Source organism: Streptomyces boetiae, from assembly GCF_031845405.1.
GTDB lineage: Bacteria > Actinomycetota > Actinomycetes > Streptomycetales > Streptomycetaceae > Streptomyces > Streptomyces boetiae.
On record NZ_JAVREN010000005.1, the window covers coordinates 59,363 to 85,631 of the forward strand.

23 protein-coding genes and 2 pseudogenes are annotated in these 26,269 nt (G+C 74.7%); 12 read left to right on the forward strand and 13 right to left on the reverse strand.

Features of this window, described 5'->3' with window-relative positions; genetic code table 11:
- Positions 1–56 precede the first annotated feature (56 nt).
- A complete protein-coding gene (locus RM780_RS04985; RefSeq protein ID WP_311629244.1) occupies positions 57–962 on the forward strand; it encodes an acyl-CoA thioesterase in 906 nt (301 codons plus the stop codon).
- A gap of 95 nt (positions 963–1,057) precedes the next feature.
- On the opposite strand, the gene RM780_RS04990 is transcribed toward RM780_RS04985, so the two are convergent.
- Positions 1,058–1,855: a phosphatase gene (locus tag RM780_RS04990; protein ID WP_311629245.1), complete on the reverse strand. Its 798-nt coding sequence runs from the start codon at positions 1,853–1,855 to the stop codon at positions 1,058–1,060.
- A gap of 134 nt (positions 1,856–1,989) precedes the next feature.
- Here RM780_RS04990 and RM780_RS04995 point away from each other — a divergent pair, with 134 nt between their 5' ends.
- A complete protein-coding gene (locus tag RM780_RS04995) occupies positions 1,990–3,744 on the forward strand; it encodes a SpoIIE family protein phosphatase (protein WP_311629246.1) in 1,755 nt (584 codons plus the stop codon).
- A gap of 110 nt (positions 3,745–3,854) precedes the next feature.
- On the opposite strand, the gene map is transcribed toward RM780_RS04995, so the two are convergent.
- Positions 3,855–4,628 (reverse strand): type I methionyl aminopeptidase, encoded by a 774-nt coding sequence (gene map / locus RM780_RS05000; protein WP_311629247.1) that lies wholly within the window; start codon positions 4,626–4,628, stop codon positions 3,855–3,857.
- Positions 4,629–4,679: 51 nt separating this feature from the next.
- Between map and RM780_RS05005 the strand changes: the two genes are divergently transcribed.
- Entirely contained in the window at positions 4,680–4,940 is a 261-nt protein-coding gene (locus RM780_RS05005; protein WP_311629248.1) for a helix-turn-helix domain-containing protein, read from the forward strand.
- A gap of 46 nt (positions 4,941–4,986) precedes the next feature.
- On the opposite strand, the gene erm is transcribed toward RM780_RS05005, so the two are convergent.
- Positions 4,987–5,754, reverse strand: coding sequence for an ErmE/ErmH/ErmO/ErmR family 23S rRNA (adenine(2058)-N(6))-methyltransferase (gene erm / locus RM780_RS05010; protein ID WP_311629249.1), 768 nt, complete (start codon positions 5,752–5,754; stop codon positions 4,987–4,989).
- A gap of 409 nt (positions 5,755–6,163) precedes the next feature.
- Between erm and RM780_RS05015 the strand changes: the two genes are divergently transcribed.
- Positions 6,164–9,874: an ABC transporter ATP-binding protein gene (locus tag RM780_RS05015; protein ID WP_311629250.1), complete on the forward strand. Its 3,711-nt coding sequence runs from the start codon at positions 6,164–6,166 to the stop codon at positions 9,872–9,874.
- Between the two features lie 38 nt (positions 9,875–9,912).
- On the opposite strand, the gene RM780_RS05020 is transcribed toward RM780_RS05015, so the two are convergent.
- Complete coding sequence (locus RM780_RS05020) at positions 9,913–10,152, reverse strand: hypothetical protein (protein WP_311629251.1); 240 nt, start codon at positions 10,150–10,152, stop codon at positions 9,913–9,915.
- 33 nt (positions 10,153–10,185) lie between these two features.
- Positions 10,186–10,710: an NUDIX domain-containing protein gene (locus RM780_RS05025; protein ID WP_311629252.1), complete on the reverse strand. Its 525-nt coding sequence runs from the start codon at positions 10,708–10,710 to the stop codon at positions 10,186–10,188.
- Positions 10,711–10,800: 90 nt separating this feature from the next.
- Here RM780_RS05025 and RM780_RS05030 point away from each other — a divergent pair, with 90 nt between their 5' ends.
- Positions 10,801–11,229: an SRPBCC family protein gene (locus RM780_RS05030; RefSeq protein WP_311629253.1), complete on the forward strand. Its 429-nt coding sequence runs from the start codon at positions 10,801–10,803 to the stop codon at positions 11,227–11,229.
- Between the two features lie 31 nt (positions 11,230–11,260).
- On the opposite strand, the pseudogene RM780_RS05035 reads toward RM780_RS05030, so the two are convergent.
- The 4 genes and pseudogenes from RM780_RS05035 to RM780_RS05050 form a co-directional block, all read right to left on the reverse strand.
- Positions 11,261–11,464, reverse strand: a pseudogene (locus RM780_RS05035) (ATP-binding protein); the annotation flags it as partial.
- Positions 11,427–11,762, reverse strand: a complete 336-nt coding sequence (locus RM780_RS05040) for a hypothetical protein (RefSeq protein ID WP_311629254.1) — start codon at positions 11,760–11,762, stop codon at positions 11,427–11,429. The gene RM780_RS05040 and the pseudogene RM780_RS05035, both read right to left, overlap by 38 nt.
- Before the next feature lie 94 nt (positions 11,763–11,856).
- Positions 11,857–12,795 (reverse strand): hypothetical protein, encoded by a 939-nt coding sequence (locus RM780_RS05045; RefSeq protein WP_311629255.1) that lies wholly within the window; start codon positions 12,793–12,795, stop codon positions 11,857–11,859.
- A 177-nt stretch (positions 12,796–12,972) separates the two neighbouring features.
- Positions 12,973–15,111: a PEP/pyruvate-binding domain-containing protein gene (locus tag RM780_RS05050; RefSeq protein WP_311629256.1), complete on the reverse strand. Its 2,139-nt coding sequence runs from the start codon at positions 15,109–15,111 to the stop codon at positions 12,973–12,975.
- A 394-nt stretch (positions 15,112–15,505) separates the two neighbouring features.
- On the opposite strand from RM780_RS05050, the gene recD2 reads away from it, so the two are divergent.
- Together recD2 and RM780_RS05060 are read left to right on the forward strand one after the other, a co-directional pair.
- A complete protein-coding gene (gene recD2 / locus RM780_RS05055; protein ID WP_311629257.1) occupies positions 15,506–17,884 on the forward strand; it encodes an SF1B family DNA helicase RecD2 in 2,379 nt (792 codons plus the stop codon).
- Between the two features lie 134 nt (positions 17,885–18,018).
- Positions 18,019–19,344, forward strand: coding sequence for a citrate synthase (locus RM780_RS05060; RefSeq protein ID WP_394812885.1), 1,326 nt, complete (start codon positions 18,019–18,021; stop codon positions 19,342–19,344).
- Between the two features lie 265 nt (positions 19,345–19,609).
- On the opposite strand, the gene RM780_RS05065 is transcribed toward RM780_RS05060, so the two are convergent.
- Complete coding sequence (locus RM780_RS05065) at positions 19,610–19,822, reverse strand: heavy-metal-associated domain-containing protein (RefSeq protein ID WP_311629259.1); 213 nt, start codon at positions 19,820–19,822, stop codon at positions 19,610–19,612.
- A gap of 214 nt (positions 19,823–20,036) precedes the next feature.
- On the opposite strand from RM780_RS05065, the gene RM780_RS05070 reads away from it, so the two are divergent.
- Positions 20,037–20,759 (forward strand): DedA family protein, encoded by a 723-nt coding sequence (locus RM780_RS05070; RefSeq protein WP_311629260.1) that lies wholly within the window; start codon positions 20,037–20,039, stop codon positions 20,757–20,759.
- Here the strand turns inward: RM780_RS05070 and RM780_RS05075 are convergent.
- Positions 20,710–20,907: a MerR family transcriptional regulator gene (locus RM780_RS05075; protein WP_311629261.1), complete on the reverse strand. Its 198-nt coding sequence runs from the start codon at positions 20,905–20,907 to the stop codon at positions 20,710–20,712. The two genes, RM780_RS05070 and RM780_RS05075, sit on opposite strands and share 50 nt — an antisense overlap.
- Positions 20,908–21,234: 327 nt before the next feature.
- Here RM780_RS05075 and RM780_RS05080 point away from each other — a divergent pair, with 327 nt between their 5' ends.
- The 4 genes from RM780_RS05080 to RM780_RS05095 all read left to right on the forward strand — a co-directional run bounded on the left by RM780_RS05080 (position 21,235) and on the right by RM780_RS05095 (position 24,996).
- Entirely contained in the window at positions 21,235–22,266 is a 1,032-nt protein-coding gene (locus RM780_RS05080; protein ID WP_311629262.1) for a substrate-binding domain-containing protein, read from the forward strand.
- On the forward strand, positions 22,266–23,312 hold the full coding sequence (locus RM780_RS05085) for an ABC transporter permease (RefSeq protein WP_311629263.1): 1,047 nt from the start codon (positions 22,266–22,268) through the stop codon (positions 23,310–23,312). The genes RM780_RS05080 and RM780_RS05085 overlap by 1 nt, the downstream gene beginning before the upstream one ends.
- Before the next feature lie 5 nt (positions 23,313–23,317).
- Complete coding sequence (locus RM780_RS05090; protein WP_311629264.1) at positions 23,318–24,151, forward strand: ATP-binding cassette domain-containing protein; 834 nt, start codon at positions 23,318–23,320, stop codon at positions 24,149–24,151.
- Between the two features lie 95 nt (positions 24,152–24,246).
- Entirely contained in the window at positions 24,247–24,996 is a 750-nt protein-coding gene (locus tag RM780_RS05095; RefSeq protein WP_311629369.1) for a GntR family transcriptional regulator, read from the forward strand.
- Positions 24,997–25,006: 10 nt separating this feature from the next.
- On the opposite strand, the pseudogene RM780_RS05100 reads toward RM780_RS05095, so the two are convergent.
- Together RM780_RS05100 and RM780_RS05105 are read right to left on the reverse strand one after the other, a co-directional pair.
- Positions 25,007–25,670, reverse strand: a pseudogene (locus RM780_RS05100) (class I SAM-dependent DNA methyltransferase).
- A gap of 32 nt (positions 25,671–25,702) precedes the next feature.
- Positions 25,703–26,188, reverse strand: coding sequence for a hypothetical protein (locus tag RM780_RS05105; protein ID WP_311629265.1), 486 nt, complete (start codon positions 26,186–26,188; stop codon positions 25,703–25,705).
- Positions 26,189–26,269 lie beyond the last annotated feature (81 nt).

Sequence of the window (26,269 nt, forward strand, 5' to 3'; positions counted from 1 at the left end):
GATCAGGATCCGGGCCTTCGTGGTGCGCGGGGCGTTCACCGTGCAGAATCAGCCACATGGACGCTACTCTCCAGTACCTGCTCGACCTGCTCGATCTCGAACAGATCGACCGCGACATCTTCCGCGGCCGAAGCCACCCCTCCGTGCTCCCCCGGGTCTTCGGCGGACAAGTCGCGGCGCAGGCGCTGGTGGCGGTCTGCCGCACCGTGCCCGAGGAACGGCAGGCGCACTCGCTGCACTCCTACTTCCTGCGCCCCGGCGACCCGGGCCACCCGATCATCTACAGCGTCGAGCGGATCCGGGACGGGCGTTCGTTCACCACCCGCCGCGTGGTCGCCGTGCAGCAGGGGCAGCCGATCTTCACCCTCTCGGCCTCCTTCCAGGACGCCGAGGAGGGCCTGGAGCACCAGGAGCCGATGCCGCAGGCGCCCGACCCGGAGAGCCTGCCGACCGGCGAGGAGCTGCTGCCGCGCTACGCCGACAAGTTCTTCGCCCCCGAGGTGCTGGACCTGCTGCTCGCGGCCCGGCAGGCCATCGACCTGCGGTACGTCCAGGAGCCGGCCTTCGCCACCGCCGGGCGGCCCCGGGAGGCGCGCCAGCAGGTGTGGTTCCGGATCAACGGGAAGCTGGACGGGGAGGCCGACAACCCCGTGGCGCACCTGTGCCTGGCCACCTACGTCTCGGACATGGCGCTGCTGGACTCGGTGCTGCTGGCGCACGGCCGCGGCGGCTGGTGGACCGGGGACATCGTGGGCGCGAGCCTGGACCACGCGATGTGGTTCCACCGGCCCTTCCGCGCGGACGAGTGGATCCTCTACGACACGGACTCGCCCACCTCGCAGGCCGGGCGGGGCCTGGCGCGCGGCCGGATGTACACCCGCGACGGGCGGCTGGCGCTGTCGGTGATGCAGGAGGGCGTGATCCGCGTCCCGCGCCGGGGAACACCCCCGGGCACGCGCTGAGCGCGGGCTCCCCCCGGCCCGGGGCGGGGTGAGGGGTGGCGGCGGGCGGCCCGCGGGGTTCTGCGGCGGCCCGCCGCGGCCGTTCGGCCGGTTGCTCAGCCCGGGTGGGGCAGGCCCGCGGCCTCCAGCAGGTACGCGGTCATCGGCTCGTAGTACCGCGGGTTGGCGACGTGGTCGTCCAGCGGGACGCACACGGACAGGGTGCCCTCGGCCTCGGCCAGGAAGAGGGCCGGGTCGTTGCAGTCGGCGTAGCCGATCGTGTTGATGCCCTGCTCGGCCGCGTACCCCGCCCAGCCGTGGTCGGCGACCACCAGGTCGGGCAGGCCGGCGCCCTCCCGGGGCAGCGCGTCGAGGATCTCGGCCATCGGCTGCGGCGAATGGGTGTGCCACAGCGTGGCGCCGCGCTCGTACATCGCCACCCCGGCGAGCTGGGCGACCACGCCCTCGTCCGCCGTCAGGCCCAGCGGGACCCGGATCAGCTCGCAGCCCGCGGCCTGGAGCGCCGCCGCGGTGCGGGCGTGCACGTCCAGCAGGCCGCCGGGGTGCCCGGTGGCCACGAGCACCCGCTGCCGGCCCAGGACTGCCTTGCGCAGCAGGCGCGCGGCCCGCTCCAGACCGTCCACGGTCAGCTCGGGGTCGATGGTGTCCTGCCCCCGGCGGTGGCCGGGGTCCTCGTCGACGCCGCAGCGCTCGGCCATCACGGCGAGCACGTCCTGCTCGTCGGCCCAGCGCTCACCGAACTCCAGGCCGAGCCAGTAGTACCGGTTGCCGTTGGCCAGCTCCCGGTAGTGGGAGAGGTTGTTCTCCCGGGGCGTGGCGACATCGCCGGCGATGCGGGTGCGTATGAGGTGCTCGATCAGTTCGGACCGGGTGGGTACGGCGCTCGTCGGCATACGCCCAGTATCGCGCCGATGGGCGAATGGTGGCGGAGGTGTCTCCGAGCTGTGATCTCCGCCGGGCCGCCGGGCGGGAATGGTGCGAGGATCGCCGGGAGGACGGTGTGCGGGCCGAGCGGAGGCGGCGGACGATGGCGGAGTTCCTGGAGGACGACCCCCGGATCCTGCGCGCGGTGTTCGACAACATGAATGCCGGCATGATTCTCACCGACCACAGCGGCCAGATCACCGGCGTCAACCCCCAGGCCGAGCGGCTGGTCGGCCGCCGCGCCCGCAGCATGACCGGCCAGGACTTCCACGACCTCCTGCACCGCCGCCCCGACGGCTCGCTGGCGCCGCGCGACGAGTGCCCGCTGATGGCGGTGGCCGAGCGCGGCGAGGTGGTGCGGGTGGACACCGACAGCTTCCTGCACGCCGACGGCAGCCTGCTGCCCGTGAGCTGGTCCGGCGCCCCGGTCACCTCCGAGGGCCGCACCCTGGGCGTGGTCACCATGGTGGCCGACGCCACCGAGGCGCAGGCCACCCGCGACCACCTGGGCTCGCAGCTCGCCGCGATGGAGGACCTGACCGCGCGCCTCACGCTGGTGGGGGAGATCACCGAGGTTCTCACCCAGACGCTGGAGGCCGAGGAGGCGCTCAACCGGCTGGGGCGGCTGCTCATCCACCGGCTGGCGGACTGGGCGGCGGTGGATCTGCGGATCGGGGACGACGAGGTGCGGCGGGTCGCGGTGGTCGGGCCGCAGGGCCGGGACGCCGGGCAGGAGGGCGGGCAGGGCACCCTCTCGGCCATCCCCGAGGCCTCGCGCTCGGTGCTGGCGCGGGTGCTGCGCGGCGGGGAGGCGGTGCTGCTGGGGCCGGAGGAGATCGCGGCCCCGCCGGACAGCCCGCTGGCCGTGGTGCACACCACCTTCCTGCACGCGCTGGGCGCGGTCTCCGCCGTGGTCGTTCCGCTGAGCACGCCGCGCCAGGTGATGGGCGCGCTGACGGTGGCGCGCACCGACCCGGGGCGGCCCTTCCGGGAGGACGAGCTGCCGCTGTTCAAGGACATCGGGCGCCGGGCGGGCCTGGCCATCGACAACGCCCGGCTCTTCGAGCGGCAGCGGGACATCGCCGCCACCATGCAGCGCCACCTGCTGCCGTCGTTGCCCGACATCCACCCGCTGGAGGTCACCACCCGCTACCGGCCGGCCCCGCGCGGGTCCCAGGTGGGCGGGGACTGGTACGACGCGATCGTGCTGCCCGGGCACCGGATCGCGCTGGCCATCGGGGACGTGGTCGGGCACGACCTGTCGGCGGCTGCCGGCATGGCGCAGCTACGGAACATGCTGCGGATCATGGCCTGGGACCGGGCCGAGCCGCCCGGGGTGATCGTGGACCGCCTCGACGAGGCGATGTCCTCGATCACGGACGTGCTGATGGCCACGCTGATCCTGGCCAGGATCGAGCGCGCCGGGCCGGGGGAGGGCCCGGGCGGGGGCGGCAGCGGCGGGGAGGAGCCGGCCGAGGGGGAGCGGTGGACGATGCGCTGGGCCAGCGCCGGCCACCCGCCGCCGCTGCTCGTCACGCCCGAGGGCGGCGCGCGCTACCTGGAGCAGGGGCAGGCCCTGCTGCTGGGCGCGCGGATGGGCGACACGGGCCCGCGCCGGGACGGGGTGGCCGAACTGCCGCCGGGCTCCACGCTTTTGCTGTACACCGACGGGCTGGTGGAGCTGACCGGCAGCGACCTGGACACCGGCCTGAACCGGCTGCGGCGGCACGCCACGGCCCTGGCGAGCCACGGGCTGGACGACTTCTGCGACCAGATCCTGGACCGGATGCCGCCGGGCGGCGCGGACGACATCGCGATGGTGGCGCTGCGGGTGCCGGGCGCCGACGCCGCGGCCTGAGGCGGGCGCGCGCGGGAAGTCCCGGGGCCGGGGAACGTCCCCGGGACGGGCGAACGGCAGCCCGCGGGCCGGTGCCGGGGTCGCCCTCCCCGCCGCCCTCCGTGCCGCTGTCAGGGCAGGGTCAGGACGCGGGGGCCGTCGTCGGTGATGGCCACGGTGTGCTCCACGTGCGCGGCGCGGGAGCCGTCGGTGGTGCGCAGCGTCCAGCCGTCCGGGTCGCACACGTACGCGTCGCGGCCCCCGGCCAGCAGCATCGGCTCGATGGCCAGCACCAGGCCGTGCCGCAGCGGGAAGCCGCGGCCGGGGCGGCCCTCGTTCGGGACGGGCGGGTCCTCGTGCATGGCCCGGCCGATGCCGTGGCCGCCGAAGTCCTGGGGGACGCCGTACCCGCCCGCGCGGGCGACCGTGCCGACGGCATGCGCGATGTCCCCGATCCGGGCGCCGGTCACGGCGGCGGCGATGCCGGCCTCCAGGGCGCGCTCTGCGGTCCGGATCAGCCGCTCGTCCTCCGGCCGGGCCGGGGCGCCGGGCACCAGCAGGCTGAGCGCGGAGTCGCCCGTCCAGCCGTCCAGCACGGCTCCGCAGTCGAGGCTGAGCAGGTCGCCGGGACGCAGCCGGTAGTCGGTCGGGATGCCGTGCACGATGGCGTCGTTCACCGAGGTGCACAGCACGGCCGGGTAGGGCGTGGGCGCGAAGGAGGGGTGGTAGCCGAGGAACGCCGGCCTGGCCCCCGCCTTCTCGATCACCGCGCGCGCGGCCTCGTCCAGGTCCCGCAGGCGCGCGCCGGGGACCGCGGCCTCGCGGGCGGCGGCCAGGGCGTTGGCCACCACCCGTCCGGCCTCGCGCATCGCCTCCAGCGCGGCGTCCGTCTTGATCTCGATCATCCCGGCTTCCCTCCTGGTTCCAATTCTTATACCGGTATTAGTATCACGTCCATGGTGCGCACTCCCCTGACCCCACTGGAACGCGAACGCGGTCGCCGCCTGGGCGCGCTGCTCCGCTCGGCCCGCGGCGAGCGGAGCATGGCCGAGATCGCGGCGCGGGCCGGGATCTCCGTCGAGACCCTCCGCAAGATCGAGACCGGCCGGGCCCCGACCCCGGCCTTCTTCACCGTGACCGCCCTGGCCACGGCCCTCGGCCTGTCCCTGGACCACCTCGCGGAGCTGTGCGCGGAGGCGGAACTCCCGGCGGCGTAGCCCGCTCCGGGGCAGGGCGTGCGGGCCGCCCCAGGCGCCACGCGCGCTACGCGCCGCGCAGGTGGGCGAAGAGGACCAGCCACTGGTGGGGCGTCACCCGCCCCACCGGCGCGTCCTGGGCGACGCGCGCCGCGCGCAGCGCCTCGCGCACCCGGCGCGTGCGGTGCCCGCGGGCCAGGGTCGCGCCCAGCGAGCCGCCGACGCCCGTGAAGCCCTCGGCCACCAGCGCCCGGTAGGCGGGCAGGTCCCGGCGCGGCAGCAGCGGCGCCTCGCGGCGCACGATCCGCAGCACCGCCGAGTCCGTGCGCGGCACCGGCGTGAAGTGGCCGCGGCCGATCCGCGGCCCCAGCACCCACGCGTGCTCCGGCCAGCTGCGGACGGTCAGGAGCGGCCAGGTCCCGTAGTCCCCGGTGCGCCGGCGCGCGAACTCAAGCTGCGTCACCAGCGTGGCCGCCGTCAGCCCCGGCGCCCCCAGACACCAGCGGACGATGTCGGTGGTCCGGGCGTACGGGATGTTGCCGACCACCGCGAACGGGCCGCGCGGCGCGCGGGCGTTGAGGAAGTCGCCGGGCACCACCCGGACGTTGCGCTCGGCGCGCAGGCGGCCCGGAAGGCGCGCGGCCAGGGCCGGGTCCAGCTCGTACGCCAGGACCTGCCGGGTCGCGCGCGCCAGGGCGCGGGTGAGCGTTCCCTCGCCCGCGCCGGGCTCCAGGACCAGGTCGCAGGGGCGCAGCTCGGCGGCGCGCACGATCTGTTGGAGCACGCCGGGGTGGTGGAGGAAGTTCTGCGAAAGGGTCTTGCGGCGGCTGGCCACGGTGTCGTCCTCGTCGGGCGAGGACAGGCCGGAGGGACCCGGAGGGGACCCGGATAAGGGGTACAGCCGGGAAACAAGGGGGGTGCCGACGGCCTGTCCGGTCGGAAAGGGACTCGGACGGCCCTGGTGCGGCGACGCGCCGGGCGGGTCTAGCGGACCAGGACCGGGCGCCGGGCGCGGGGACGGCGGACGAGGAAGGCGCTCCACTCCGCGGCGCGCGCGTCGGCGCAGACCGTGGCGATGAGCGTGATGCCTGACATGCCCCGCACGGTAGGCCGGACGGGCGAGGCCCGGCAAGCCGATTTCCGCCCGCGTACGGCCGCGATCTCGTTCATAGTGTTGCAGTGGGATGAAATGCCCACGCCGGCGGTGTTGAGTCCCGTGGCTGATCACGACGGGAGGCGCACAGGTGACCGCAGTGCGGGACGGTGGATGGATACGGCGGCTGACCGCCTACTGCTGGCGTTACCGCCGCAACCTGCTTCTCTCCGTGGGGTCCTCGCTGGCCGGCATGGGCGTGATGGCCCTGATGCCGCTGATCGTCAAGGTCGTCATCGACGACATCGTGATCGGCGGCGAGGACGGCCTGAGCCTGTGGATCGGGCTGCTGACGGCCGCCGCGCTGCTCGTGTACGCGCTGACGTTCATCCGCCGCTACTACGGCGGGCGGCTGGGCATCGACGTGCAGCACGACCTGCGCACCGAGATGTTCCGCACCATCACCCGGCTGGACGGACGGCGGCAGGACCGCCTCAGCACCGGCCAGGTCGTCGGCCGCGCCACCAGCGACCTCCAGCTCATCCAGGGGCTGCTCTTCATGATGCCGATGACCATCGGCAACCTGATGCTCTTCGCCGTCTCCCTGGTCGTGATGCTGATCCTCTCGCCGCCGCTGACCCTGGTGGCCCTGGCCGTGGGACCCGCGCTGTGGCTGGTCGCCCGGCGCAGCCGCACCCGCCTCTACCCCGCGACCTGGGAGGCGCAGCACCGCGCCGCCGCCGTGGCCGGGGTCGTGGACGGCGCGATCACCGGCGTGCGGGTCGTCAAGGGCTTCGGGCAGGAGGAGCAGGAGACCGGGAAGCTGCGCGCGGTCAGCGGGCGGCTGTTCGCCTCCCGGATGCGCACCGTCCGCCTCCAGGCGCGGTACACCCCGCTGCTGCAGGCCGTTCCTTCGCTCGGCCAGGTGGGGATGCTGGCCCTGGGCGGCTGGATGGCCACCCGGGGGGAGATCACGCTGGGCACCTTCGTGGCGTTCTCCACCTACCTCGCCCAGCTCGTCGGGCCCGTGCGGATGCTCACCGTCATCCTCACCATGGGCCAGCAGGCCCGGGCCGGCGTGGAGCGCGTCCTCGAACTCATCGACACCGAGCCGGAGATCCGCGAGGCCCCCGACGCCCGCGACCTGCCGCCCGACGCCCCGGCCACCGTCGAGTTCGACCGCGTCAGCTTCGGCTACGGCCCCGGCGCCCGGCCCGTGCTGCGCGAGCTGTCGCTGCGCATCGAACCCGGCGAGACCCTGGCCGTCGTCGGCGCCTCGGGCAGCGGCAAGTCCACGGTCTCCCTGCTGCTGCCCCGCTTCTACGACCCCGACGGCGGGTCCGTCCGCGTCGGCGGCCAGGACGTCAGGGAGCTGACCTACGCCTCGCTGCGGGCGGCGATCGGGCTGGTCCCCGAGGACAGCTTCCTCTTCTCCGACACCATCCGCGCCAACCTCGCCTACGGCCATCCCGAGGCCGACGAGGAGCAGATCCGCGCCGCCGCCCGGGCCGCCCAGGCCGACGGCTTCATCGAGGCCCTTCCCGAGGGCTACGACACGGTCGTCGGCGAGCAGGGCCTGACCCTCTCGGGCGGGCAGCGGCAGCGGATCGCCCTGGCCCGCGCCATCCTCACCGACCCCCGGCTGCTGATCCTGGACGACGCCACCTCGGCCGTCGACGCGCGGGTGGAGCACGAGATCCACGACGCGCTGCGCTCGGTGATGGCCGGGCGCACCACGCTGCTGATCGCCCACCGGCAGTCCACCCTCCAGCTTGCCGACCGGATCGCGGTCCTGGACGCCGGGCGGCTGGTGGACTCCGGAACGCACGAGGAGCTGGTGGAGCGCTGCGAGCCCTACCGGCGGCTGCTGGCCGACCCCGGCGAGCTGGGCGGCGTGGAACGCGACCCGGCCGGCCTCGCGCTCGCCGCGGAGGAGGACCCGGCGGACGCCGTGGAGGCCTCGCCCGCGGCCCCCGCCGGCGAGGAGGGCGAGGACGAGGAGGCGGCCGGGGCCACCCCCGAGCTGCTGGCCCAGGTCGCCGCCCTGCCACCCGCCACCGACACCCCCCAGGTGGACGAGGAACGCGCCGCGCGCCCCGAGCGGGACTACGGCCTGCGCCGGCTCCTGGGCGGCCTGCGCGCCCCCCTGGCCGGGGCCCTGCTGCTGGTCGTCGCCGACGCCCTCGCCTCCCTCCTCCTCCCGGTCCTCATCCGGCACGGCATCGACGAGGGTGTGCAGCGCGCCGCGCTCGGCGCCGTCTGGGTGGCCTCGGGCGCCGCCCTGGCCGTCGTCCTCGCCCAGTGGGCCGTCCAGTACGGCGCCACCCGCGCCGTCGGCCGCACCGGCGAACGCGCCCTCTACACGCTGCGCGTCAAGATCTTCGCCCAGCTCCAGCGGCTCGGCCTCGACTACTACGAACGCGAGCTGACCGGCCGGGTGATGACCCGGATGACCACCGACGTGGACGCCCTGACCACCTTCCTCCAGACGGGCCTGGTGCAGGCGCTCGTCGCGGTGCTGACGTTCTTCGGCATCCTGGGCGTCCTGGTGGCCCTCGACCTTCAGCTCGCCCTGGTCGTCCTGGCCACCCTCGTGCCCCTGGCCGCCGGAACGGTCGTCTTCCGCCGCCGCAGCGTCCACGCCTACGAGCTGGCCCGCGAGCGCGTCAGCGGCGTCAACGCCCAGCTCCAGGAGTCCGTGGCCGGGCTGCGGATGGTGCAGGCGTTCCGGCGCGAGCGCGACGGCTACGAGCGGTTCAGCGAGCGCTCGGACGGCTACCGGCAGGCGCGGGTGCGCGGCCAGTGGCTGATCTCCGTCTACTTCCCCTTCGTGCAGCTCCTCGCCACCCTGGCCACGGCCGGCGTGCTGATCGTCGGCGCCGGGCGGGTCGGGGACGGAACGCTCACGGCGGGCGCGCTGGTGGCGTACCTGCTGTACATCGAGCTGTTCTTCGCGCCCGTGCAGCAGCTCTCGCAGGTCTTCGACGGCTACCAGCAGGCCGTGGTCTCGCTGCGCCGCATCCAGGAGCTGCTGCGCGAGGAGACCAGCACCCCGGCGCCCGCCGCACCGCTGCCCGTCCCGGCCGAAGGGCTGCGCGGCGAGGTCGAGTTCGACGACGTGCACTTCTCGTACAACGCGGGAAGCGGCGCGGAGTCCGGGGCCGCGCAGGGCGAGGCCCTGTCCGGGATCCGGCTGCGCGTGCCCGCCGGGCAGACCGTGGCCTTCGTCGGGGAGACGGGCGCGGGCAAGTCCACGCTGGTGAAGCTGGTGGCGCGCTTCTACGACCCCACCTCCGGCACGGTCCGGGCGGACGGGCGGGACCTGCGCTCCTACGACCTGGCCGCCTACCGGCACCGCCTGGGCGTGGTGCCTCAGGAGCCCTTCCTCTTCCGGGGGACGGTCCGCGAGTCCATCGCCTACGGCCGCCCGGAGGCCACGGACGCGGAGGTGGCCGCCGCCGCCCGCGCGGTCGGCGCGGACCGGATGGTCGCCGCGCTGCCCGGCGGCTACGGCTACCGGGTCGGCGAGCGCGGGCGCAACCTCTCCGCCGGGCAGCGGCAGCTGATCGCCCTGGCCAGGGCCGAGCTGGTCAAGCCCGACATCCTGCTGCTGGACGAGGCGACCGCGGCCCTGGACCTGGCCACCGAGGCGGCCGTCACCCGGGCCACCGAGCGCCTGGCCGGAGCCCGGACCACCCTGGTCGTCGCCCACCGCCTGACCACCGCGGCCCGCGCCGACCGGGTCGTGGTCCTGGACCGCGGGCGCGTCGCGGAGGACGGCACGCACGCCGAACTCCTCGCCGCGGGCGGGCGTTACGCACAGCTGTGGCGGACGTACGCGGGCGAGCCGGTCGCGGGCTGAGGGGCGCGGGCTGAAGGGGCGCGCACCGGGGGCGCTGATCAGCGGCGGTTGCGCGGGTGGGCGCGCGCGGTGCGCTCGTTGCCGCGCCGGTAGTTGCCCGTCCAGCGGGCCATCACCAACTGCGGGTCGCCGCCCGGTGCCTCCACCTCGGCCAGGAAACGCCGGGCCCGCGCGCCGCGCAGGGTCGTGGCGTGCCGCCCGTGGTGGGTGATGTGGACGGTGCCGTCCGGGCGGCTGTCGTAGGAGAAGCCCTCGGGGGTGCGCGGGTGCCGGGCCATGGCGGGCACGGTACCCGGCGCGCGCGGCGGGCGTTACCTTCCGGGCTCCCCGGGGCGCAGCAGGGCGGCCAGGTAGGCGTCCACGGTCTGGAGCTCGCCGCGCGGCAGCGGGTCCTCCTGGTTCCACCAGTGGATGCCGCTGATCTCCTCGGTCGGGGCGAACGCCCTGGGCCGGTCCGGGAGTTCGGCGCTGAACACCGCGCCGCGCAGGACGCGCCTGCCGGGCAGCGCGGTGCGGGCGAAGCCCGCGAAGGCCAGCGCGCCGGGCTCCAGGTCCTGGCCGGCCTCCTCGCGCAGCTCGCGGGCGGCGGCCTGGCGGGCGCTCTCGCCCGCGTCGAGCTTCCCGCCCGGCAGCTCCCAGCAGTCCCGCTCTCGCACGTGCACCAGCAGCAGCCGCCCGGCGTGCCACAGCACCACCAGCGCGTACCCGACGGGCACCTCGCCGGGGCCGAAGGCCGCGTCCTCCGGGAGCCGTTCGAAGGCCAGCAGCCGCATGCCCAGCGGCCCGGCGGCCAGCGGCGCGGAGGGGGCGGCGGGGGCCGTTCCGGAATCGGTCACGAAAGGGAGCCTAGCGACCGATGAGTTCCCGCGGCGGGGGTGGTCTGCAAGGGTGAACACGATGGAACGGCCCCTTGAGGAGATACCGAGATGACCGCCAACGACACCGCCCAGGCCCCCTCCTACACCCTCACCCGCGAGCTGGAGGCGCCCGTCGCCGCCGTGTGGGACGCCTGGACCGAGCGCGAGCACTTCGTGGAGTGGTTCGGCGTGATCCCCGAGACCGTCGAGCTGGACGTGCGCCCCGGCGGCAGTTGGAGCAGCACGATCGTCACGCCCGTGGGCGACTTCCCGATGAGCGGCGGCTACGCCGAGGTCGTTCCCCGGCGCCGCCTGGTCACGACGATGAACGTCGGCCGCCCCGAGCCCGCCGTGATGGAGATGGACCTGACCCCGCTCGGCGAGGGCAGGACCCGGATCGTGCTCTCCCAGGAGTGCGACTCCGAGGAGGAGCGCGACCAGGCCCGCGAGGGCTCCACGATGCTGCTGGACGCGCTGACCGCGTACCTCGCCCGCTGAGGAGCGGGCGCGGGGGTCCCGGCCGGGTCGGTCAGGGGGCGGCCGGCGTCAGCTCGGCCCAGATGGTCTTGCCGCCCCGGCCGTGCCGCGTCCCCCAGCGGTTGGTGAGGTTCGCCACGATGAACAGGCCCCGGCCGCTCTCGTCCAGGACGCGGGCGCGGCGCAGGTGGGGCGAGGTGCTGCTGCTGTCGGAGACCTCACAGATGAGGGCGTCCGGCTCGCGGATGAGGCGCAGCGACGCACAGGGCCAGGGCGCAGGCCGCCGCGATCAGCGGCAGGATCCGCCCGCCGAGGGTGAGGTCCCGGGCGATGAGCCCGTAGAGGCCGACCGTGGCCAGCGTCAGGGCGCCGATGGTGAAGGTGCGCCGCAGCGGCAGCAGGGCGCTGGCCACGAGCGGTGCGAGCAGCGCCAGCGCCCCCCAGCCGTGGATCCCGCGCCGGGCGCCCCAGAACTGGACCACCTCGAGCAGCACCAGGTACACCACCAGCAGCGTGAACACGCCGCTCTTCCCCCCGCGGCGAAGGGGAGCCACGTGGTGCACCTCCGGCGTCGGGTCGTTCCGCCCCACCCACGGTAGCGGCGGAGGAGGGGGGTCGCGACCGGCGCGCGCCCCGCCCGCCGGGCCGTCAGCCGGCGGCCGTCAGGGAGCCCGTGCCCAGGACCGTGGCGCGAATGCGGTCGATGGAGGTGTCCTCCAGGCAGCCGCGCAGCCGGTGGGCGTCGTGCTCGCTGAGCGAGGGGGAGACCGTGGCGGCGAACAGGCCGTCGGACAGGGGGGTCATGCCCGCGTCCCGCAGGGGGAGGGCGGTGGAGTCGCGGCAGCGTTCCCACAACTGGTGGGCGGCCAGTTCGGCGCGGGCCTCGGTGATGCCGTTGCCCTCCACGCTCAGGAGCAGGGAGGTCGCGGCCTCGCCGCCGCGCTCCGGGGGCTGGGTCTCGGTCAGCGCGGACAGGCCGGAGTACAGGCCCACGCACAGCAGGGCCGCGATCCCGAAGGCCCCCGCCCGCAGCAGCCGCCGGCGCGCCGGGACCGAGCCGAGCGCGGGGCGTTCGGGCAGCTCCCGCGCGCCCCCGGCGAGGCCCCCGGGCGGGGCCGCGAGCGGGGCCAGGCGCCCGGCCAGCCGGCGGCTCGCGGCCGGGCGGACGGTGGCGCGCGCCACGCGTTCCACCACCCACGCGAGCCCCGAGAGCGCCACCCCCGCGGCCATCAGCACGGGCACGAAGACGAACGTCCGCGACTCCTCCTGGCTCAGCCAGGCGAAACGCTGCCGCCCCGGCCCGGCGCCCGGCACCCGCGGCCCGCGCCGGGCCTCGCGCTCCGCGGCGCGCAGCTGCGCCAGGATGTCCTCCTGCCGCCGGTCGCCCTCGCGGACCCGGCGCTCCAGCCGGGATATCCGGTCCAGCGCCGCCAGGCCCAGCAGCAGCACCTCGATGACCAGCAGCAGGACGCCGCTGACGAGGGCCCGCTGCCACTGCCAGCGGTAGAGGTAGATGACCAGGTAGGCCGCCGCGCCGAGCGCGGCGGCGCCGCCGAAGAAGTAGGCGGCCATCCGCGCGGTCCTCATCACCGTGCCTCCTCGTGAACTTCTCCGCCCACGCGGCACAGTGACCGCCTCGTACGTGTCCGCGGCCCGGCAGCCGCGTGGACGTCGTTCACCGTGCCTCCTCGTGAACTTCTCCGCCCACGCGGCACAGTGACCGCCTCGTACGTGTCCGCGGCCCGGCAGCCGCGTGGACGTCGTTCACCGTGCCTCCTTCCCGTCCCGTGCCACGGCCCCGGCGGGCCGGCGGATCTCCACCTCGCCCGTCGTGCCGTCGAGCAGCACCGGCGTCCCCGGCGGGAAGCGCCGCACCGCCTCGGCCGCCCCCGTGACCACCGGCAGCCCCAACTCCCGTGCCAAGACAGCCAGATGGGACAGCGGGCTGCCCGTCTGGGCGATCAGCCCGGCCACGCCGGGCAGCAGCGGCGCCAGCGCCGGGTCCAGGTGCCGGACCACCAGCACCGCGTCGGCCGGCACCTCCCCCGCCCCGTCCCAGGCCACGCCCGAGGCACGCCCGCCCGAGACCCCGCGTGCGCCCGCCCCCGGGCCCGCACCCGGGGCGTTGCCCGGCTCGGCGACCACCACGCCGCCCGGCGCGAGCCGGAACGCGTCCGGCAGCGGCGGCCCCTCCGCCGGCGCCTCGCGCCGCGCGAAGTCGGCCGGAAGCGGCCCGCCCTCGGCCACGGCCAGCAGCTCGGGCCAGCGCAGCAGCGCCAGCCGCCCGGCGTTCACCCGGCGCGCGCCCGCCCGGCCCGCGACCTCCCGCACCAGCGCCACCTGGAACGCCTGCACCCACCGGATGCGCAGCCGCAGCGCCTCGCGGACGCCAAGGCTGCCCGTGCCCGGCCCGGTCCCGGCCACCCCGCGGGCCGGCAGCCGCACCGGCCCGGTGAGGCTGGGCGGCACCAGCGCCAGCACCTCGGGCCTGGCGGCGATCAGCTGCCCGTCGGTCAGGCCCTCGGCCCGTCCGTGGTGCAACGCCGCGAGCGCCGCCGACGCGGCCGTGGCCCGCTCCTCCTCCGCCGCCACCAGCAGCGCCCCCGCCAGCGCCTCCTGCGCGTGCAGCGAGACCAGCGCCGAGCGCGACCAGCGCAGCGCGGAGACCAGCCCGGCCGGGGGCAGTTCGCCGGGCGCCGGGGCCTCGGCCAGCTCCCGGTCCACGTCCGCCAGCAGCCCGGCCGCCAGCCGCGGCAGGCTCGCGCGCAGCCGCCCCACCCGCCAGGCGGCGGCGAGGCGGCGGGCCGGAGGGAGCGGGTTGAGCGCGGCCAGGAAACGGCGGCGGCGGGGCGCCGCGCCCAGCAGCGCCAGGTCGGCCACGGCCCGCCCGTCCACGGTGGTCACGGCCGGGTGGGCGCGCAGGGTGCGGCGGGCGGCGGCGCCGCCCACATCGAGGGCGGTGGTCAGGCCGTGGGCCATCGGCACCACCCACAGGTCCTCCTCCAGCGGGCGGAGCAGGCCGGGGAGGGTCTCGGCCACCGGGCCCGGGCCCAGCAGCCGGGCGCGGCGGGCCGGGCGCGGGGCCATGGCGGTGATCGGGCGGGACTGGAAGAGCCACAGCCGCCCCGTGCGCTCCTCCACGCCGAACTCGATGTCCTGCGGGGCTCCGAAGACCTGCCGGGCGCGGCGGGCCAGCGCGGCTAGGCGCCGCAGCTCGGCGTGGCCGAGGGGGAGTCCGCGGGCGGCGGCGCGGCGTTCGCGCACTACGCGGCCGTGGGGGGTGAGGCGGGCGTCGGTGCCGGCGTCCGCGCCGCTGACCAGGGCGTCGGGGCCGCCGCGGACGGCGGAGAGCAGCATCCGGTCGGCGCGGCCGGAGACCGGGTCGGCGCCGAAGAGGACGCCGCCGGCGCGGGAGGTGACCATCGGCTGGACCAGGACGGCCATGTCGGCGGGGCCATCGTCGCCCCTGCCCCCGCCCCCGCTGTCGATCATGCCCATGACACTCTCGTCTCCCGCGGCGAGGGCCGAGGCGCGCACGGTCTCCACCGCCGCGGCGAACGCCTCCCACCCCCGGACGTCGAGCACCGAGGCGAAGCGCCCGGCCATCGAGGACTCCGCGGTGTCCTCCGCGGCCGAGGACGAGCGCACCACCAGCGGCCTGGTGCCGTCCTCGCTCAGCTCCCGCCACACCTCGCGCAGATCGCGCCCGCCCGGGCCGTTCCCCGGCGGGAGGATCACGAAGCCCGGCAGGACGGGCAATCGGGCCGCGGCGGCGCGGGCCAGCGAGGCGGCCTTGCCGCCGGTCAGCTCCGCGCGCCGGGCGCGTGGATCGGTCAGTGCGAGGGCGACGCCCGCGGGGGTGGTGCGGGAATCGCCGCCGGCTTCGATGTCTGCTGTCCGCATCGTCGGCCTCCTGCGCGTTCCGGGCGGTCCCTGGAGGACCCGTTGGATGAGACGCAGGGAAACCGCTTGCACCTGACAGCAAAACGGGAGGTGTCAGAAATTCCCCGGGAGCGCGGCACATTGCGCGCGCACGCGCCGCGACCGGCGCGAAACTCCCCGCGTCCGCCGTACAACCCCCGGGCGCCCTCGCGGGTCATACCGTCCAGCCGTGGGGGAGAACGGCAGGAGGGGAGCGGGAGGCGAAGGGCCCGGCCCGGGGGGTGGGCCCTCCGCCCCCTGCGGAACGCCTGCTCTTGCGCGGAACGCCCGCGCTTGCGCGGAACGCCCGTCCTCCCGGCGCGGAACGCCCGCCCGCGCGGACCGCGTTGTCACCGCGGGCCGCTACCGTCGGCCCATGTCGCACAGCACGCCCGGGCCGAACGGCAGCCCGCCCGGCACGCCGAACGGCACCCCGCCGCGGCCCGCGGTCCTCGAAGGGGTCCTGGAGCGCATCACCTACGCCAACGACGAGAACGGCTACACCGTCGCCCGCGTGGACACCGGCCGCGGCGGCGGAGAGCTGCTGACCGTGGTCGGCTCGCTGCTCGGGGCCCAGGTCGGGGAGTCCCTGCGGATGACCGGCCGCTGGGGCTCCCACCCGCAGTACGGCCGCCAGTTCCTCGTGGAGAACTACACGACCGTCCTGCCGGCGACCGTGCAGGGCATCCGGCGCTACCTCGGCTCCGGGCTGATCAAGGGCATCGGGCCGAAGACCGCCGAGCGCATCGTGGACCACTTCGGCACGGACACCCTGGAGGTCATCGAGGCCGACCCCGCCCGGCTGATCGCGGTCCCGGGCCTGGGCCCCAAGCGGACCGCGCTGATCGCGGCGGCCTGGGAGGAGCAGAAGGCCATCAAGGAGGTGATGGTCTTCCTCCAGGGCGTGGAGGTCTCCACCTCCATCGCCGTGCGGATCTACAAGAAGTACGGCGACGCCTCCATCTCCGTGGTCCGCAACCAGCCCTACCGCCTGGCCGCCGACGTCTGGGGCATTGGCTTCCTGACCGCCGACCGGATCGCGCGCGCCGTCGGCATCCCCCAGGACAGCCCCGAGCGCGTCAAGGCCGGCCTGCGCTACGCGCTCTCCCAGGCCACCGACCAGGGCCACTGCTACCTGCCCGAGGAGCGCCTGATCGCCGACGCGGTCAAGCTCCTCCAGGTGGACACGGGCCTGGTGATCGACTGCCTCGCCGAGCTGGCCGCCCAGGAGGAGGGGCCCCGCGACGAGCCCCCGCCGGAGGAGCCGGAGGAGGAGGGGACCGGGGGCGACGGCCAGGGCAACGACAGCCCGCGCCCCGGCGACAGCGGCCCCGGCCTCGTCCGCGAGTCCGTCCCCGGCCCCGACGCCCCCGAGGGCCGCGTCACCGCCGTCTACCTCGTCCCCTTCCACCGTGCCGAGCAGTCCCTGGCCGGCCAGGTCCGCCGCCTGCTGCGCGCCGAGGCCGACCGCCTCGCCGCCTTCCGCGACGTGGACTGGGAGCGCGCCCTGTCCTGGCTGGCGCGGCACACCGGCGCCTCGCTGGCCCCCGAGCAGGAGCAGGCCGTTCGCCTGGCCCTGACCGAGCGGGTCGCGGTGCTCACGGGCGGGCCGGGCTGCGGCAAGTCGTTCACCGTCCGCTCGGTGGTGGAGCTGGCCCGTGCCCGGCGCGCCAAGGTGCTGCTGGCCGCGCCGACCGGCCGGGCCGCCAAGCGGCTGGCCGAGCTGACCGGCGCCGAGGCCTCCACCGTCCACCGGCTGCTGGAGCTGAAGCCGGGCGGGGACGCGGCGTTCGACCGCGACCGTCCGCTGGACGCCGACCTGATCGTGGTGGACGAGGCGTCCATGCTCGACCTGCTGCTGGCCAATAAGCTGCTGAAGGCCGTTCCCCCCGGCGCGCACCTGCTGCTGGTCGGGGACGTGGACCAGCTCCCCTCGGTCGGCGCCGGGGAGGTGCTGCGCGACCTGCTGGCCCCCGGCGGCCCGGTGCCCGCGGTGCGGCTGACGAGGATCTTCCGGCAGGCCCAGCAGTCGGGCGTGGTGACCAACGCCCACCGGATCAACGCCGGCCTGCCCCCCGTCACGCAGGGGCTGGCCGACTTCTTCCTCTTTCCCGAGGAGGACACCGAGCAGGCCGGGCGGCTGGCCGTGGACGTCGCCGCCCGCCGGGTCCCGGCCCGCTTCGGCCTCGACCCGCGGCGGGACGTGCAGGTGCTGACCCCGATGCACCGCGGCCCGGCGGGCGCGGGGGTGCTCAACGGCCTGCTCCAGGAGGTCATCACGCCCGGCCGCCCCGGCCTGCCCGAGAAGCGGTTCGGCGGCCGGGTCTTCCGCGTCGGCGACAAGGTCACCCAGATCAGGAACAACTACGACAAGGGCGCGGCCGGCGTCTTCAACGGCACGGTCGGTGTGGTCACGGCGCTGGACCTGGACGACCAGCGGCTCACGGTGCGTACCGAGGAGGACGAGGAGATCGGCTACGAGTTCGCGGAGCTGGACGAGCTGGCCCACGCCTACGCGGTCACCATCCACCGCTCGCAGGGCAGCGAGTATCCGTGCGTGGTCGTCCCGGTCACGATGAGCGCCTGGACGATGCTGCAACGTAACCTGCTGTACACGGCGGTGACACGGGCGAGGCGTCTGGTGGTGCTTGTCGGCTCCCGTCGTGCTCTGGGGCAGGCGGTGCGCAGCGTTTCGGCGGGCCGCAGGTGCACGGCGCTGGACGCGCGGCTCTCCGGCGCCCTCGGCGCGAAATGAACCGAAAGATCTGGGGTTGTCGCGGCACCCCGTGCCAGATCTTGATCCGATTGCCGACCCCGAGTGCACATTGTGGCGCCAGATGGGGGACAGTGGAGGGAGTCAGGGCACCTCGAAGAAGAGGCACTACGTCGGTGAGGGAAGACGTGAGCGAAAACCGCTACGGCGACAATGCAGACAATGCAGTAGTAGTGCGGTACGGCGACGAGGAGTACCGCTACCCGGTGGTGGAGAGCACGGTCGGTGACCGCGGCTTCGACATCGGCAAACTGCGGGCCCAGACCGGTCTGGTCACCATGGACTCCGGCTACGGCAACACCGCGGGGTGCAAATCGGCCATCACTTACCTCGACGGCGAGCAGGGCATCCTCCGGTACCGGGGGTACCCCATCGAACAGCTCGCCGAGCACGGCACCTTCCTGGAGACGGCCTACCTGCTGATCCACGGAGAGCTGCCCACCGTGGACGAGCTGGCGACCTTCCGCAACGAGATCACCCAGCACACCCTCCTCCACGAGGACGTCAAGCGCTTCTACGACGGCTTCCCCCGGGACGCCCACCCGATGGCGATGCTCTCCTCGGTCGTCAGCGCCCTGTCCACCTTCTACCAGGACAGCCACAACCCCTTCGACGAGCGCCAGCGCCACATCTCCACCATCCGGCTGCTCGCCAAGCTCCCGACGATCGCGGCCTACGCCTTCAAGAAGGCCCAGGGCCACCCCGTGGTCTACCCGCGCAACGACCTGGGCTACGTCGAGAACTTCCTGCGCATGACGTTCTCGGTGCCCGCCGAGGAGTACTACGCCGACCCGGTCGTGGTCAGCGCGCTCGACAAGCTGCTCATCCTGCACGCGGACCACGAGCAGAACTGCTCGGCCTCCACCGTGCGCATCGTCGGCTCCTCGCAGGCGAACCTCTTCGTCTCCATCTCCGCGGGCATCAACGCCCTGTGGGGCCCCCTGCACGGCGGCGCCAACGCGGCGGTGCTGGAGATGCTGGAGGGCATCCAGCGCGAGGGCGGCGACGTGGACACCTTCATCCGCAAGGTGAAGAACAAGGAGTCCGGCGTCCGCCTGATGGGCTTCGGCCACCGCGTCTACAAGAGCTTCGACCCCCGGGCGAAGATCATCAAGGCCGCCGCGCACGACGTGCTCAGCGCCCTGGGCAAGTCCGACGAGCTGCTGGACATCGCCCTGCGGCTGGAGGAACACGCCCTGAGCGACGACTACTTCGTCTCGCGCAACCTCTACCCGAACGTCGACTTCTACACGGGCCTGATCTACCGCGCGATGGGCTTCCCGACCAGCATGTTCACCGTGCTGTTCGCGCTGGGCCGGCTGCCGGGCTGGATCGCCCAGTGGCACGAGATGATCACGGATCCGACCACCCGCATCGGCCGCCCGCGGCAGGTCTACACCGGCGTCGTCGAGCGGGACTACCTGCCCGTCGAGCAGCGGTGACGACGGTGACCGCCGCGTCGCGCGACGACGCGTGACGTCTAGTGATGTGACGCGGATCACATCCTCCGCGGTGCAACCTTCCTCGGCGTCGTCGGTCTAATCGGTCAGAGTTGGCGCGGGTTCGGCTGGATCCACGCCAACGGCCGTCCGACCGGGGTCCCGTGGGGGGACGCTCTAGCGGACGGCATGAAGCGCCCCGCGCCGGGCCCTGTGGGGGGACCCGTCGGCGGGGCGCTTCTCCGTGTCCTTCGGTTCCGATCGGGGCTCAGGCGCGGCCCACCAGTTCGTAACCGGCCTCGTCCACGGCCGCGGCCACCGCCTCGTCGCCCGGCTGCTCCTCAGCCGTCACGGTCACCAGGCCCGTGGCCGCCGCGGCCGAGACCTCCGTGACCCCCGGAAGGGCCCCGATCTCGCTGCGCACCGCGCCCTCGCAGTGCCCGCAGGTCATCCCGGAAACCTTGTACGTGATGGTGCTCATGGGGCGCTCTCCGTTCCGTGTTCCTCGTGCGCGGTTGCCCGCCTCGCCCGAGTGTATACCCCCCTACGGTATACGCGACGCGCCCCCTAGGGGTCACCCGGGGGCCTCCCGGGAATCACCGAAACCCACTTCCGCGTTACCCCGTTGACGTGTCAGCTTGGTCTTACGGGTTGGACGCCGGGGGCTGCCCCGCGGAGACGGAACGGACTTCGGCATGGATGGCGCACTGTGGATGTACGTCCTGCTGGCCGTCACCACCGTCCCGCCCCTCTTCCCCAACGCCGCGCTGATCACCCAGGCCGGGGCCATGGCCCAGTCCGGCGAACTCTCCCTGACCCTGGTGGTGCTGGTCGTCGGCGGCAGCGCGCTGGCGGGGGACGCCGCGATCTACGGGATCGGACGGCTCGCCCGCGGGCGGGCGTTGCGCTGGCTGGGCCGCACGCCCCGGCGCGAGGCCGCCCTGCACTGGACCTCGGAGCGGATGCACGCCCACGGGCTGCCGTTCGTCGTGGGCGTGCGCTTCCTCCCCAGCGGGCGGATCGTCGGCGGCCTCACCGCCGCCATCGTCGGCTACAGCGCCCGGCGTTACCTGCTGGGCACGGCGATAGCCGAGGCCGTCTGGGCCTTCTACAGCGTCGCCATCGGGTACTGGGGCGGCTCCGCCCTGGAGGGGACCTGGCCCCCGCTGATCATCGGCACCGCCGTCTCCGTGCTGGTCGCCGGCGTCGCCCAACTCCTCAGCCTCCCCCGGGGGTTCCGCCTGCGGAGCCTCTTCCGCCTGCGGCGCGGGGCCCGTTCCGCCTCCCGCACGGTCCGCACCTCGCTCCCCGACCCGGCCGCGGCCCGGACTCCCGCCGAGGGCCCCGCCCCAGCGGCCGGCCCCGGGGTCAGTCCCGGCGCCCCCGATGCCCCGGCCGGCGGCGCACCCACTCTCTGATGGTGTCCGGGTACCAGTAGGGCTTCCCGTTCTCCACCACGTCCGGGTCGGGCAGCAGCCCGTGCTTGCGGTAGGAGCGGACCGTGTCCACCTGGACCCGGATGTGTGCGGCGATCTCCTTGTACGACCAGAGTCCGCGTTGTGACATCTCTGCGCACCTCCCCGCGGCCGGCGCGCTCGGAAGCGCGGGCCGCTGATCGTTTGTGCCTTCCGCGCGGTGAACGAGGGTACGGGAGGGGGGCATGGGGCTGTTGAACGCCTGTGACGTGCAAGCCGCGTAACGGTGACGCCCGTAGCGGGGCACGGACGATCGGGACCCCGCGCGGACGTGCGAGCGCACTCGGCGGCCCGTGCGAACGCCCCAGGCGACCCGTGCGTCCCAGCGGCCCCCCGCGCCCCGCGTTCCCGCGCCGCCCTGTCACTATGTTGTCCGGACAAACCACGGGAGTCCCCCGGGAAGAGAGGTAACCGGACGATGACGCGCCCCCACCGCGCGGCCCCCCGCGCCGCGCGTGCCGCCCGCGTGGCCCTGGCGGCGACCGCCGCGGCCCTGCTCGTGGCCACCGCCGCCTGCTCCAGCGACTCCGGCGGGCGCCGGGCCCGCGAGGAGCGGGAGGCAGCCGCCATGGGCCAGGCCGACACGCCCCGGATGACCGTCGCCCTGGTCACCCACGGCGGCGAGGGCGACACCTTCTGGGACACCGTCCGCGAGGGCGCCGAGGACGCCGCCCACAAGAGCAACGCCCGGCTGATCTACTCCTCCGACCCCAGCGTCGAGGGCCAGGCCACCTTCGTGCGCAACGCCATCGACCAGGACGTCGACGGGATAGCCGTCTCCCTGGCCAACCCGCAGGGCCTCTCCCGCGTCCTCGCCGACGCCCGCGAGGCCGGCATCCCCGTCGTCGGCCTCAACTCCGGCGCGGATGCCTGGCGCGACCTCGGCCTGCTCTCCTTCTTCGGCCAGGACGAGACCGTCGCCGGCCGTGCCTTCGGGGAGCGGCTGAACGAGGAGGGCGCCGAGCACGCCGTCTGCGTGGTCCACGAGCAGGGCAACATCGGCCACGAGGCCCGCTGCGCCGGGCTGGCCGAGACCTTCGAGGGCGAGAGCGAGATCCTCTACGTCGAGGGCACCGACATGCCCTCCGTGCGCTCCACCGTCGAGGCCCGGCTGCGGCAGGACTCCTCGGTCGACTGGGTCGCGGCGCTGGGCGCCCCGTTCGCCCTCACCGCCGTGGACGCCGCCCGGGACGCCGGCAGCGAGGCGGCCGTTGCCACCTTCGACCTCAACACCGAGCTGGTCAACGCCATCCGCGCCGGGGACATCGCCTTCGCCGTCGACCAGCAGCCCTACCTCCAGGGGTACCTGGCCATCGACGCGCTCTGGCTCTTCCACACCAACGGCAACTTCAGCGGCGGCGGCGCCGAACCCGTCCTCACCGGCCCGGCGTTCGTGGACGCCGGGAACGTCGAGGAGATCGCCGCCTTCGCCGAGAACGGGACCCGCTGATGACCGCCCCGCCCGCCCCGCCTCGCGCCGCCCGTGAACTCCCCACGGCCCGCCGCCCGTTGCCCCGCCGGGTCCTGGCCCGCCCCGAAACGGGCGCGCTGCTCGGGGCGTTGGCCGTCTTCCTGCTGTTCTGGGCCGCCGCCCCAGCCTTCCGCGACGCCGATGCCCAGGCCACGATCCTCTACCAGTCCTCCACCCTGGGCATCATGGGCCTGGCCGTCGCCCTGCTGATGATCGGCGGCGAATTCGACCTCTCCGCGGGCGTGGCCGTCACCACCTCCGCCCTCACCGCGAGCATGGTCGCCTTCCAGCTCACCCTCAACGTCTGGTCCGGCGTCCTGGTCGCCCTGGCCCTCTCCCTGGCCGTCGGGGCGCTCAACGGCGTCCTGCTGGTCACCACCCGCCTGCCCAGCTTCCTCGTCACCCTGGGCACGTTCCTGATGCTCCAGGGCCTCAACCTGGCCGTCACCAAGGCCATCACGGGCAACGTCGCCACCGACACCATCGCCGACATGGACGGCTTCGCCCAGGCCGAGCGCGTCTTCGCCTCCTCCGTCGAGATCGCCGGAACGCAGGTCCGCGTCACCGTCCTGTGGTGGCTTGGCTTCGCCGCCCTGGCCACCTGGGTCCTGCTGCGCACCCGCTACGGCAACTGGGTCTTCGCGGTCGGCGGCAGCCAGGAGAGCGCGCGGGCGGTGGGCGTGCCCGTGGCGTTCGTCAAGATCAGCCTCTTCACGCTGGTCGGCTTCGCCGCCTGGTTCGTCGGCATGCACCAGCTCTTCGCCTACGACACCGTGCAGTCCGGCGGCGGCGTCGGCAACGAACTCCTCTACATCGCCGCCGCGGTGATCGGCGGCTGCCTGCTGACCGGCGGCTACGGCTCCGTTCCCGGCCCGGTCGTGGGGGCGTTCCTCTTCGGCATGGCCCAGCAGGGCATCGTCTACGCCGACTGGGACCCCGACTGGTTCCTGTTCTTCCTCGGCGCGATGCTGCTGCTCGCCACCCTGCTCAACGTCCTCGTCCGCAAGCAGGCCACCCGGAGGTGACGCCCATGACCGCCCCAGCCCCCACCCCCGCCGCCCCGCTGGTCACCCTCGACTCGGTCGGCTTCCGCTACGGCAACGTCCGCGCCCTGCGCGACGTCAGCCTGGACGTCCGCGCCGGCGAGGTCACCTGCGTCCTGGGCGACAACGGCGCCGGCAAGTCCACCCTCATCAAGCTCGTCACCGGCCTGCTCCGCCCCACCGAGGGCACGCTGTGCATCGACGGCGAGCCCGTGCGCCTCTCCGGCCCCCGCCAGGCCCTGGCCCGCGGCATCGCCGCCGTCCACCAGGACCTGGCCACCGTCCCCCTCATGCCCGTGTGGCGCAACTTCTTCCTCGGCTCCGAACTCACGCGCGGGCCCTGGCCGTTGCGCCGCCTGGACATCGCCGCCATGAAGGCCACGGCCGACCGCGAGCTGCGCGGCATGGGCATCGAACTCCCCGACCTCGAACAGCCCGTGGGCTCCCTCTCCGGCGGCCAGCGCCAGTCCGTGGCCATCGCCCGCGCCGTCCACTTCGGCGCCCGCGTCCTCGTCCTCGACGAGCCCACCGCCGCCCTGGGCGTCAAGCAGTCCGGCGTCGTCCTGCGCTACGTCGCCGCCGCCCGCGAACGCGGCCTCGGCGTCGTCCTGATCACCCACAACCCCCATCACGCCTACCTCGTCGGGGACCACTTCGCGGTGCTGCGCCTGGGCGCCGTCGAGTTGAGCGCGCCCCGCTCCGAGGTCACCCTGGAGCAGCTCACCCACCACATGTCCGGCGGCGCCGAACTCGCCGCCCTCAAGCACGAGCTGGCCCGCACGGCGGGCGTGGACACGGACCACCTCCCGGACGAGGGCTGAACGCCCGCCCGTGCGGGGGCCCGGCCGTTCTCGTTCCGAGGGGGCCCGACGGGCCGCCGGGCGCGGGGCGTAGGCTCGCTCACGTGCGCAGTCCTGTGGACGTGACGTGGAGCGTCGACCTCAGCCTCGACCGCGGCAGCCCCGTGCCGCTGTACTTCCAGCTCTCCCAGCAGCTCGAATCCGCCATCGAGCACGGCCGGTTGCGGCCCGGCGCCCTGCTCGGCAACGAGATCCGCCTCGCCGGGCGCCTGGGCCTCTCCCGCCCCACCGTCCGCCAGGCCATCCAGAACCTGGTCGACAAGGGCCTGCTGGTGCGCCGCCGCGGCGTCGGCACCCAGGTCGTCCACCCCCGCGTCCGCCGCCCCTCGCAGCTCAGCAGCCTCTGGGACGACCTCGAAGCCGCCGGCCGCCGCCCCTCCACCCTGGTGCGCTCCCTGGCCGCCGTCCCCGCCCCGCCCGAGGTGGCCACCGCCCTCGGCCTGGCCGACGGCGCCGAGGTCCTGCGCCTGGAACGCCTGCGGCTGGCCGACGGCGAACCCCTGGCCCTCCTCCTCACCTACCTCCCCCCGCACGGCTTCCGCCCCTCCGCGGACGAGCTGGAGACCACCGGCCTCTACCGCCTGCTGCGCACCGCCGGCGTCACCCCCCACAGCGCCCGCCAGACCATCGGCGCCCGCGCCGCCACCCCCGAGGAGGCCACCGCCCTCACCGAGCCCCCCGGCGCCCCCCTCCTCACCCTCACCCGCACCGCCTACGACACGGCCGGCCGCGCCGTCGAACACGGCACCCACGCCTGCCGGGCCTCCCGCTACAGCCTGGACCTGCAACTGCTGCTGCGCCCCTGACCCGTCGCCGTCAGGGCGCCACCGCGCGCACCACCAGCGTCCCGATATGCCCGGCCTCCGGTGCGCCGACAACCCGCGCCTCGGCCTCCGCGAAGCCCGCGCCTCGCAGGAGATTTCTCCACGTCCGGGGCGTGTAGCTGTACCGGTAGGCGAACTGGGCCCTGCCCGCGAAACCGCCCTTGTACATGCCCTGAGGCCCGTACGCCCCGGGAATCGCCGGCGGCTGGGAGAAAGCGAAGACGCCCCCCGGCGCCAGCCGTTCCAGCACCAGCGGAAAAAGCCGCCTGGGATCACTGAACCAGGCCGCGGCCGAACACGGAGTAGACGGCGTCATAGACCTCCGCGTCCCCCCGCAGAAAGTCCAGCACCTCGGCACACACCACCTCGACGCCCAGCGCCTTCCACCGCTCCGCAACCCGCGCCACCATGACCGGAGACAGGTCGACCCCGCGCGCCCTGACCCCCCGCCGCGCCAGAAACGCCAGCGCCCGCCCCGTCCCGCACCCGATCTCCAGCACACTCCCGGGCCGCCCCAACACCTCGGCCCCGGGTCCGTGCCCCGCGTACTGCGTCCACCCGAACACCGGCTCGGACTCGCTGAGATCCTTCGTGACCGACTCGGCGTACGCATCCCAGAGCTCACGCTCGTGGTCGAAATTGTGCTGAGCGGCCATAGCTCCTCCTCCGTGAATCGTTTCCCGGGCCTTCAGATCTCCGAGGGCAGCGCGTACGCCTCGCCCGGCCCCTGGCCCGGTCGGTGGACGTGGACGAAGGGGAGGAAGGCCTTGCTGCCGTCGTGAAAGGTGACGCCGAGGCCCGGGACGCTGCCGCGCTGTTCGCGGCCCGAGTAGGTGTACGTTCCGGCGATCTCGGCCGAGCCGGCGTTGTTGAGCAGGGCCGCCAGGTACTGCTCCAGATCCGCGATCCGCACCCGGCCGCCCTCGCCGCCGGACAGGCCCGGGACCTCCATCGGGGCCGCCGGCTCGCCCTCCACGGGGCGCTCCGGCTCGCGGTAATCGTCCCCGTCCCGGGCCTGCACGGTGATCGCGTGCCGGACCACGACCCCCGGCTCCACCGTCGCGGCCACCCCGAACGGCCGCCTGACCCCGTCGGACCAGACCTCGGCGGCGCGCACCCCCGGCGCGTCCACGTACGCGGCGACGGTGAATTGCTGAAAGCGCTGCGGGCGCATGGCGTTGCGGACCTCCTGAGGCGGCGACTCGTCGCAGGGTGAACGAGCCCCCGCCCCCGAGGATTCGGCCCCGGACGCGCA

Excerpts from the sequence above, each read along its gene's own strand:
- RM780_RS05050 (WP_311629256.1), bottom strand. The coding sequence starts at position 15,111 with ATGCGGACAGCAGACATCGAAGCCGGCGGCGATTCCCGCACCACCCCC.
- map (WP_311629247.1), bottom strand. The coding sequence starts at position 4,628 with ATGATCGAGATCAAGACGGACGCCGCGCTGGAGGCGATGCGCGAGGCC.
- RM780_RS05045 (WP_311629255.1), bottom strand. The coding sequence starts at position 12,795 with ATGAGGACCGCGCGGATGGCCGCCTACTTCTTCGGCGGCGCCGCCGCG.
- RM780_RS05085 (WP_311629263.1), top strand. The coding sequence starts at position 22,266 with ATGACCGCCCCGCCCGCCCCGCCTCGCGCCGCCCGTGAACTCCCCACG.
- RM780_RS04985 (WP_311629244.1), top strand. The coding sequence starts at position 57 with ATGGACGCTACTCTCCAGTACCTGCTCGACCTGCTCGATCTCGAACAG.
- RM780_RS05065 (WP_311629259.1), bottom strand. The coding sequence starts at position 19,822 with ATGAGCACCATCACGTACAAGGTTTCCGGGATGACCTGCGGGCACTGC.
- RM780_RS05090 (WP_311629264.1), top strand. The coding sequence starts at position 23,318 with ATGACCGCCCCAGCCCCCACCCCCGCCGCCCCGCTGGTCACCCTCGAC.
- RM780_RS04995 (WP_311629246.1), top strand. The coding sequence starts at position 1,990 with ATGGCGGAGTTCCTGGAGGACGACCCCCGGATCCTGCGCGCGGTGTTC.
- RM780_RS05030 (WP_311629253.1), top strand. The coding sequence starts at position 10,801 with ATGACCGCCAACGACACCGCCCAGGCCCCCTCCTACACCCTCACCCGC.
- RM780_RS05075 (WP_311629261.1), bottom strand. The coding sequence starts at position 20,907 with ATGTCACAACGCGGACTCTGGTCGTACAAGGAGATCGCCGCACACATC.
- RM780_RS05105 (WP_311629265.1), bottom strand. The coding sequence starts at position 26,188 with ATGCGCCCGCAGCGCTTTCAGCAATTCACCGTCGCCGCGTACGTGGAC.
- RM780_RS05070 (WP_311629260.1), top strand. The coding sequence starts at position 20,037 with ATGGATGGCGCACTGTGGATGTACGTCCTGCTGGCCGTCACCACCGTC.
- RM780_RS05005 (WP_311629248.1), top strand. The coding sequence starts at position 4,680 with ATGGTGCGCACTCCCCTGACCCCACTGGAACGCGAACGCGGTCGCCGC.
- RM780_RS05080 (WP_311629262.1), top strand. The coding sequence starts at position 21,235 with ATGACGCGCCCCCACCGCGCGGCCCCCCGCGCCGCGCGTGCCGCCCGC.
- recD2 (WP_311629257.1), top strand. The coding sequence starts at position 15,506 with ATGTCGCACAGCACGCCCGGGCCGAACGGCAGCCCGCCCGGCACGCCG.
- RM780_RS04990 (WP_311629245.1), bottom strand. The coding sequence starts at position 1,855 with ATGCCGACGAGCGCCGTACCCACCCGGTCCGAACTGATCGAGCACCTC.
- RM780_RS05020 (WP_311629251.1), bottom strand. The coding sequence starts at position 10,152 with ATGGCCCGGCACCCGCGCACCCCCGAGGGCTTCTCCTACGACAGCCGC.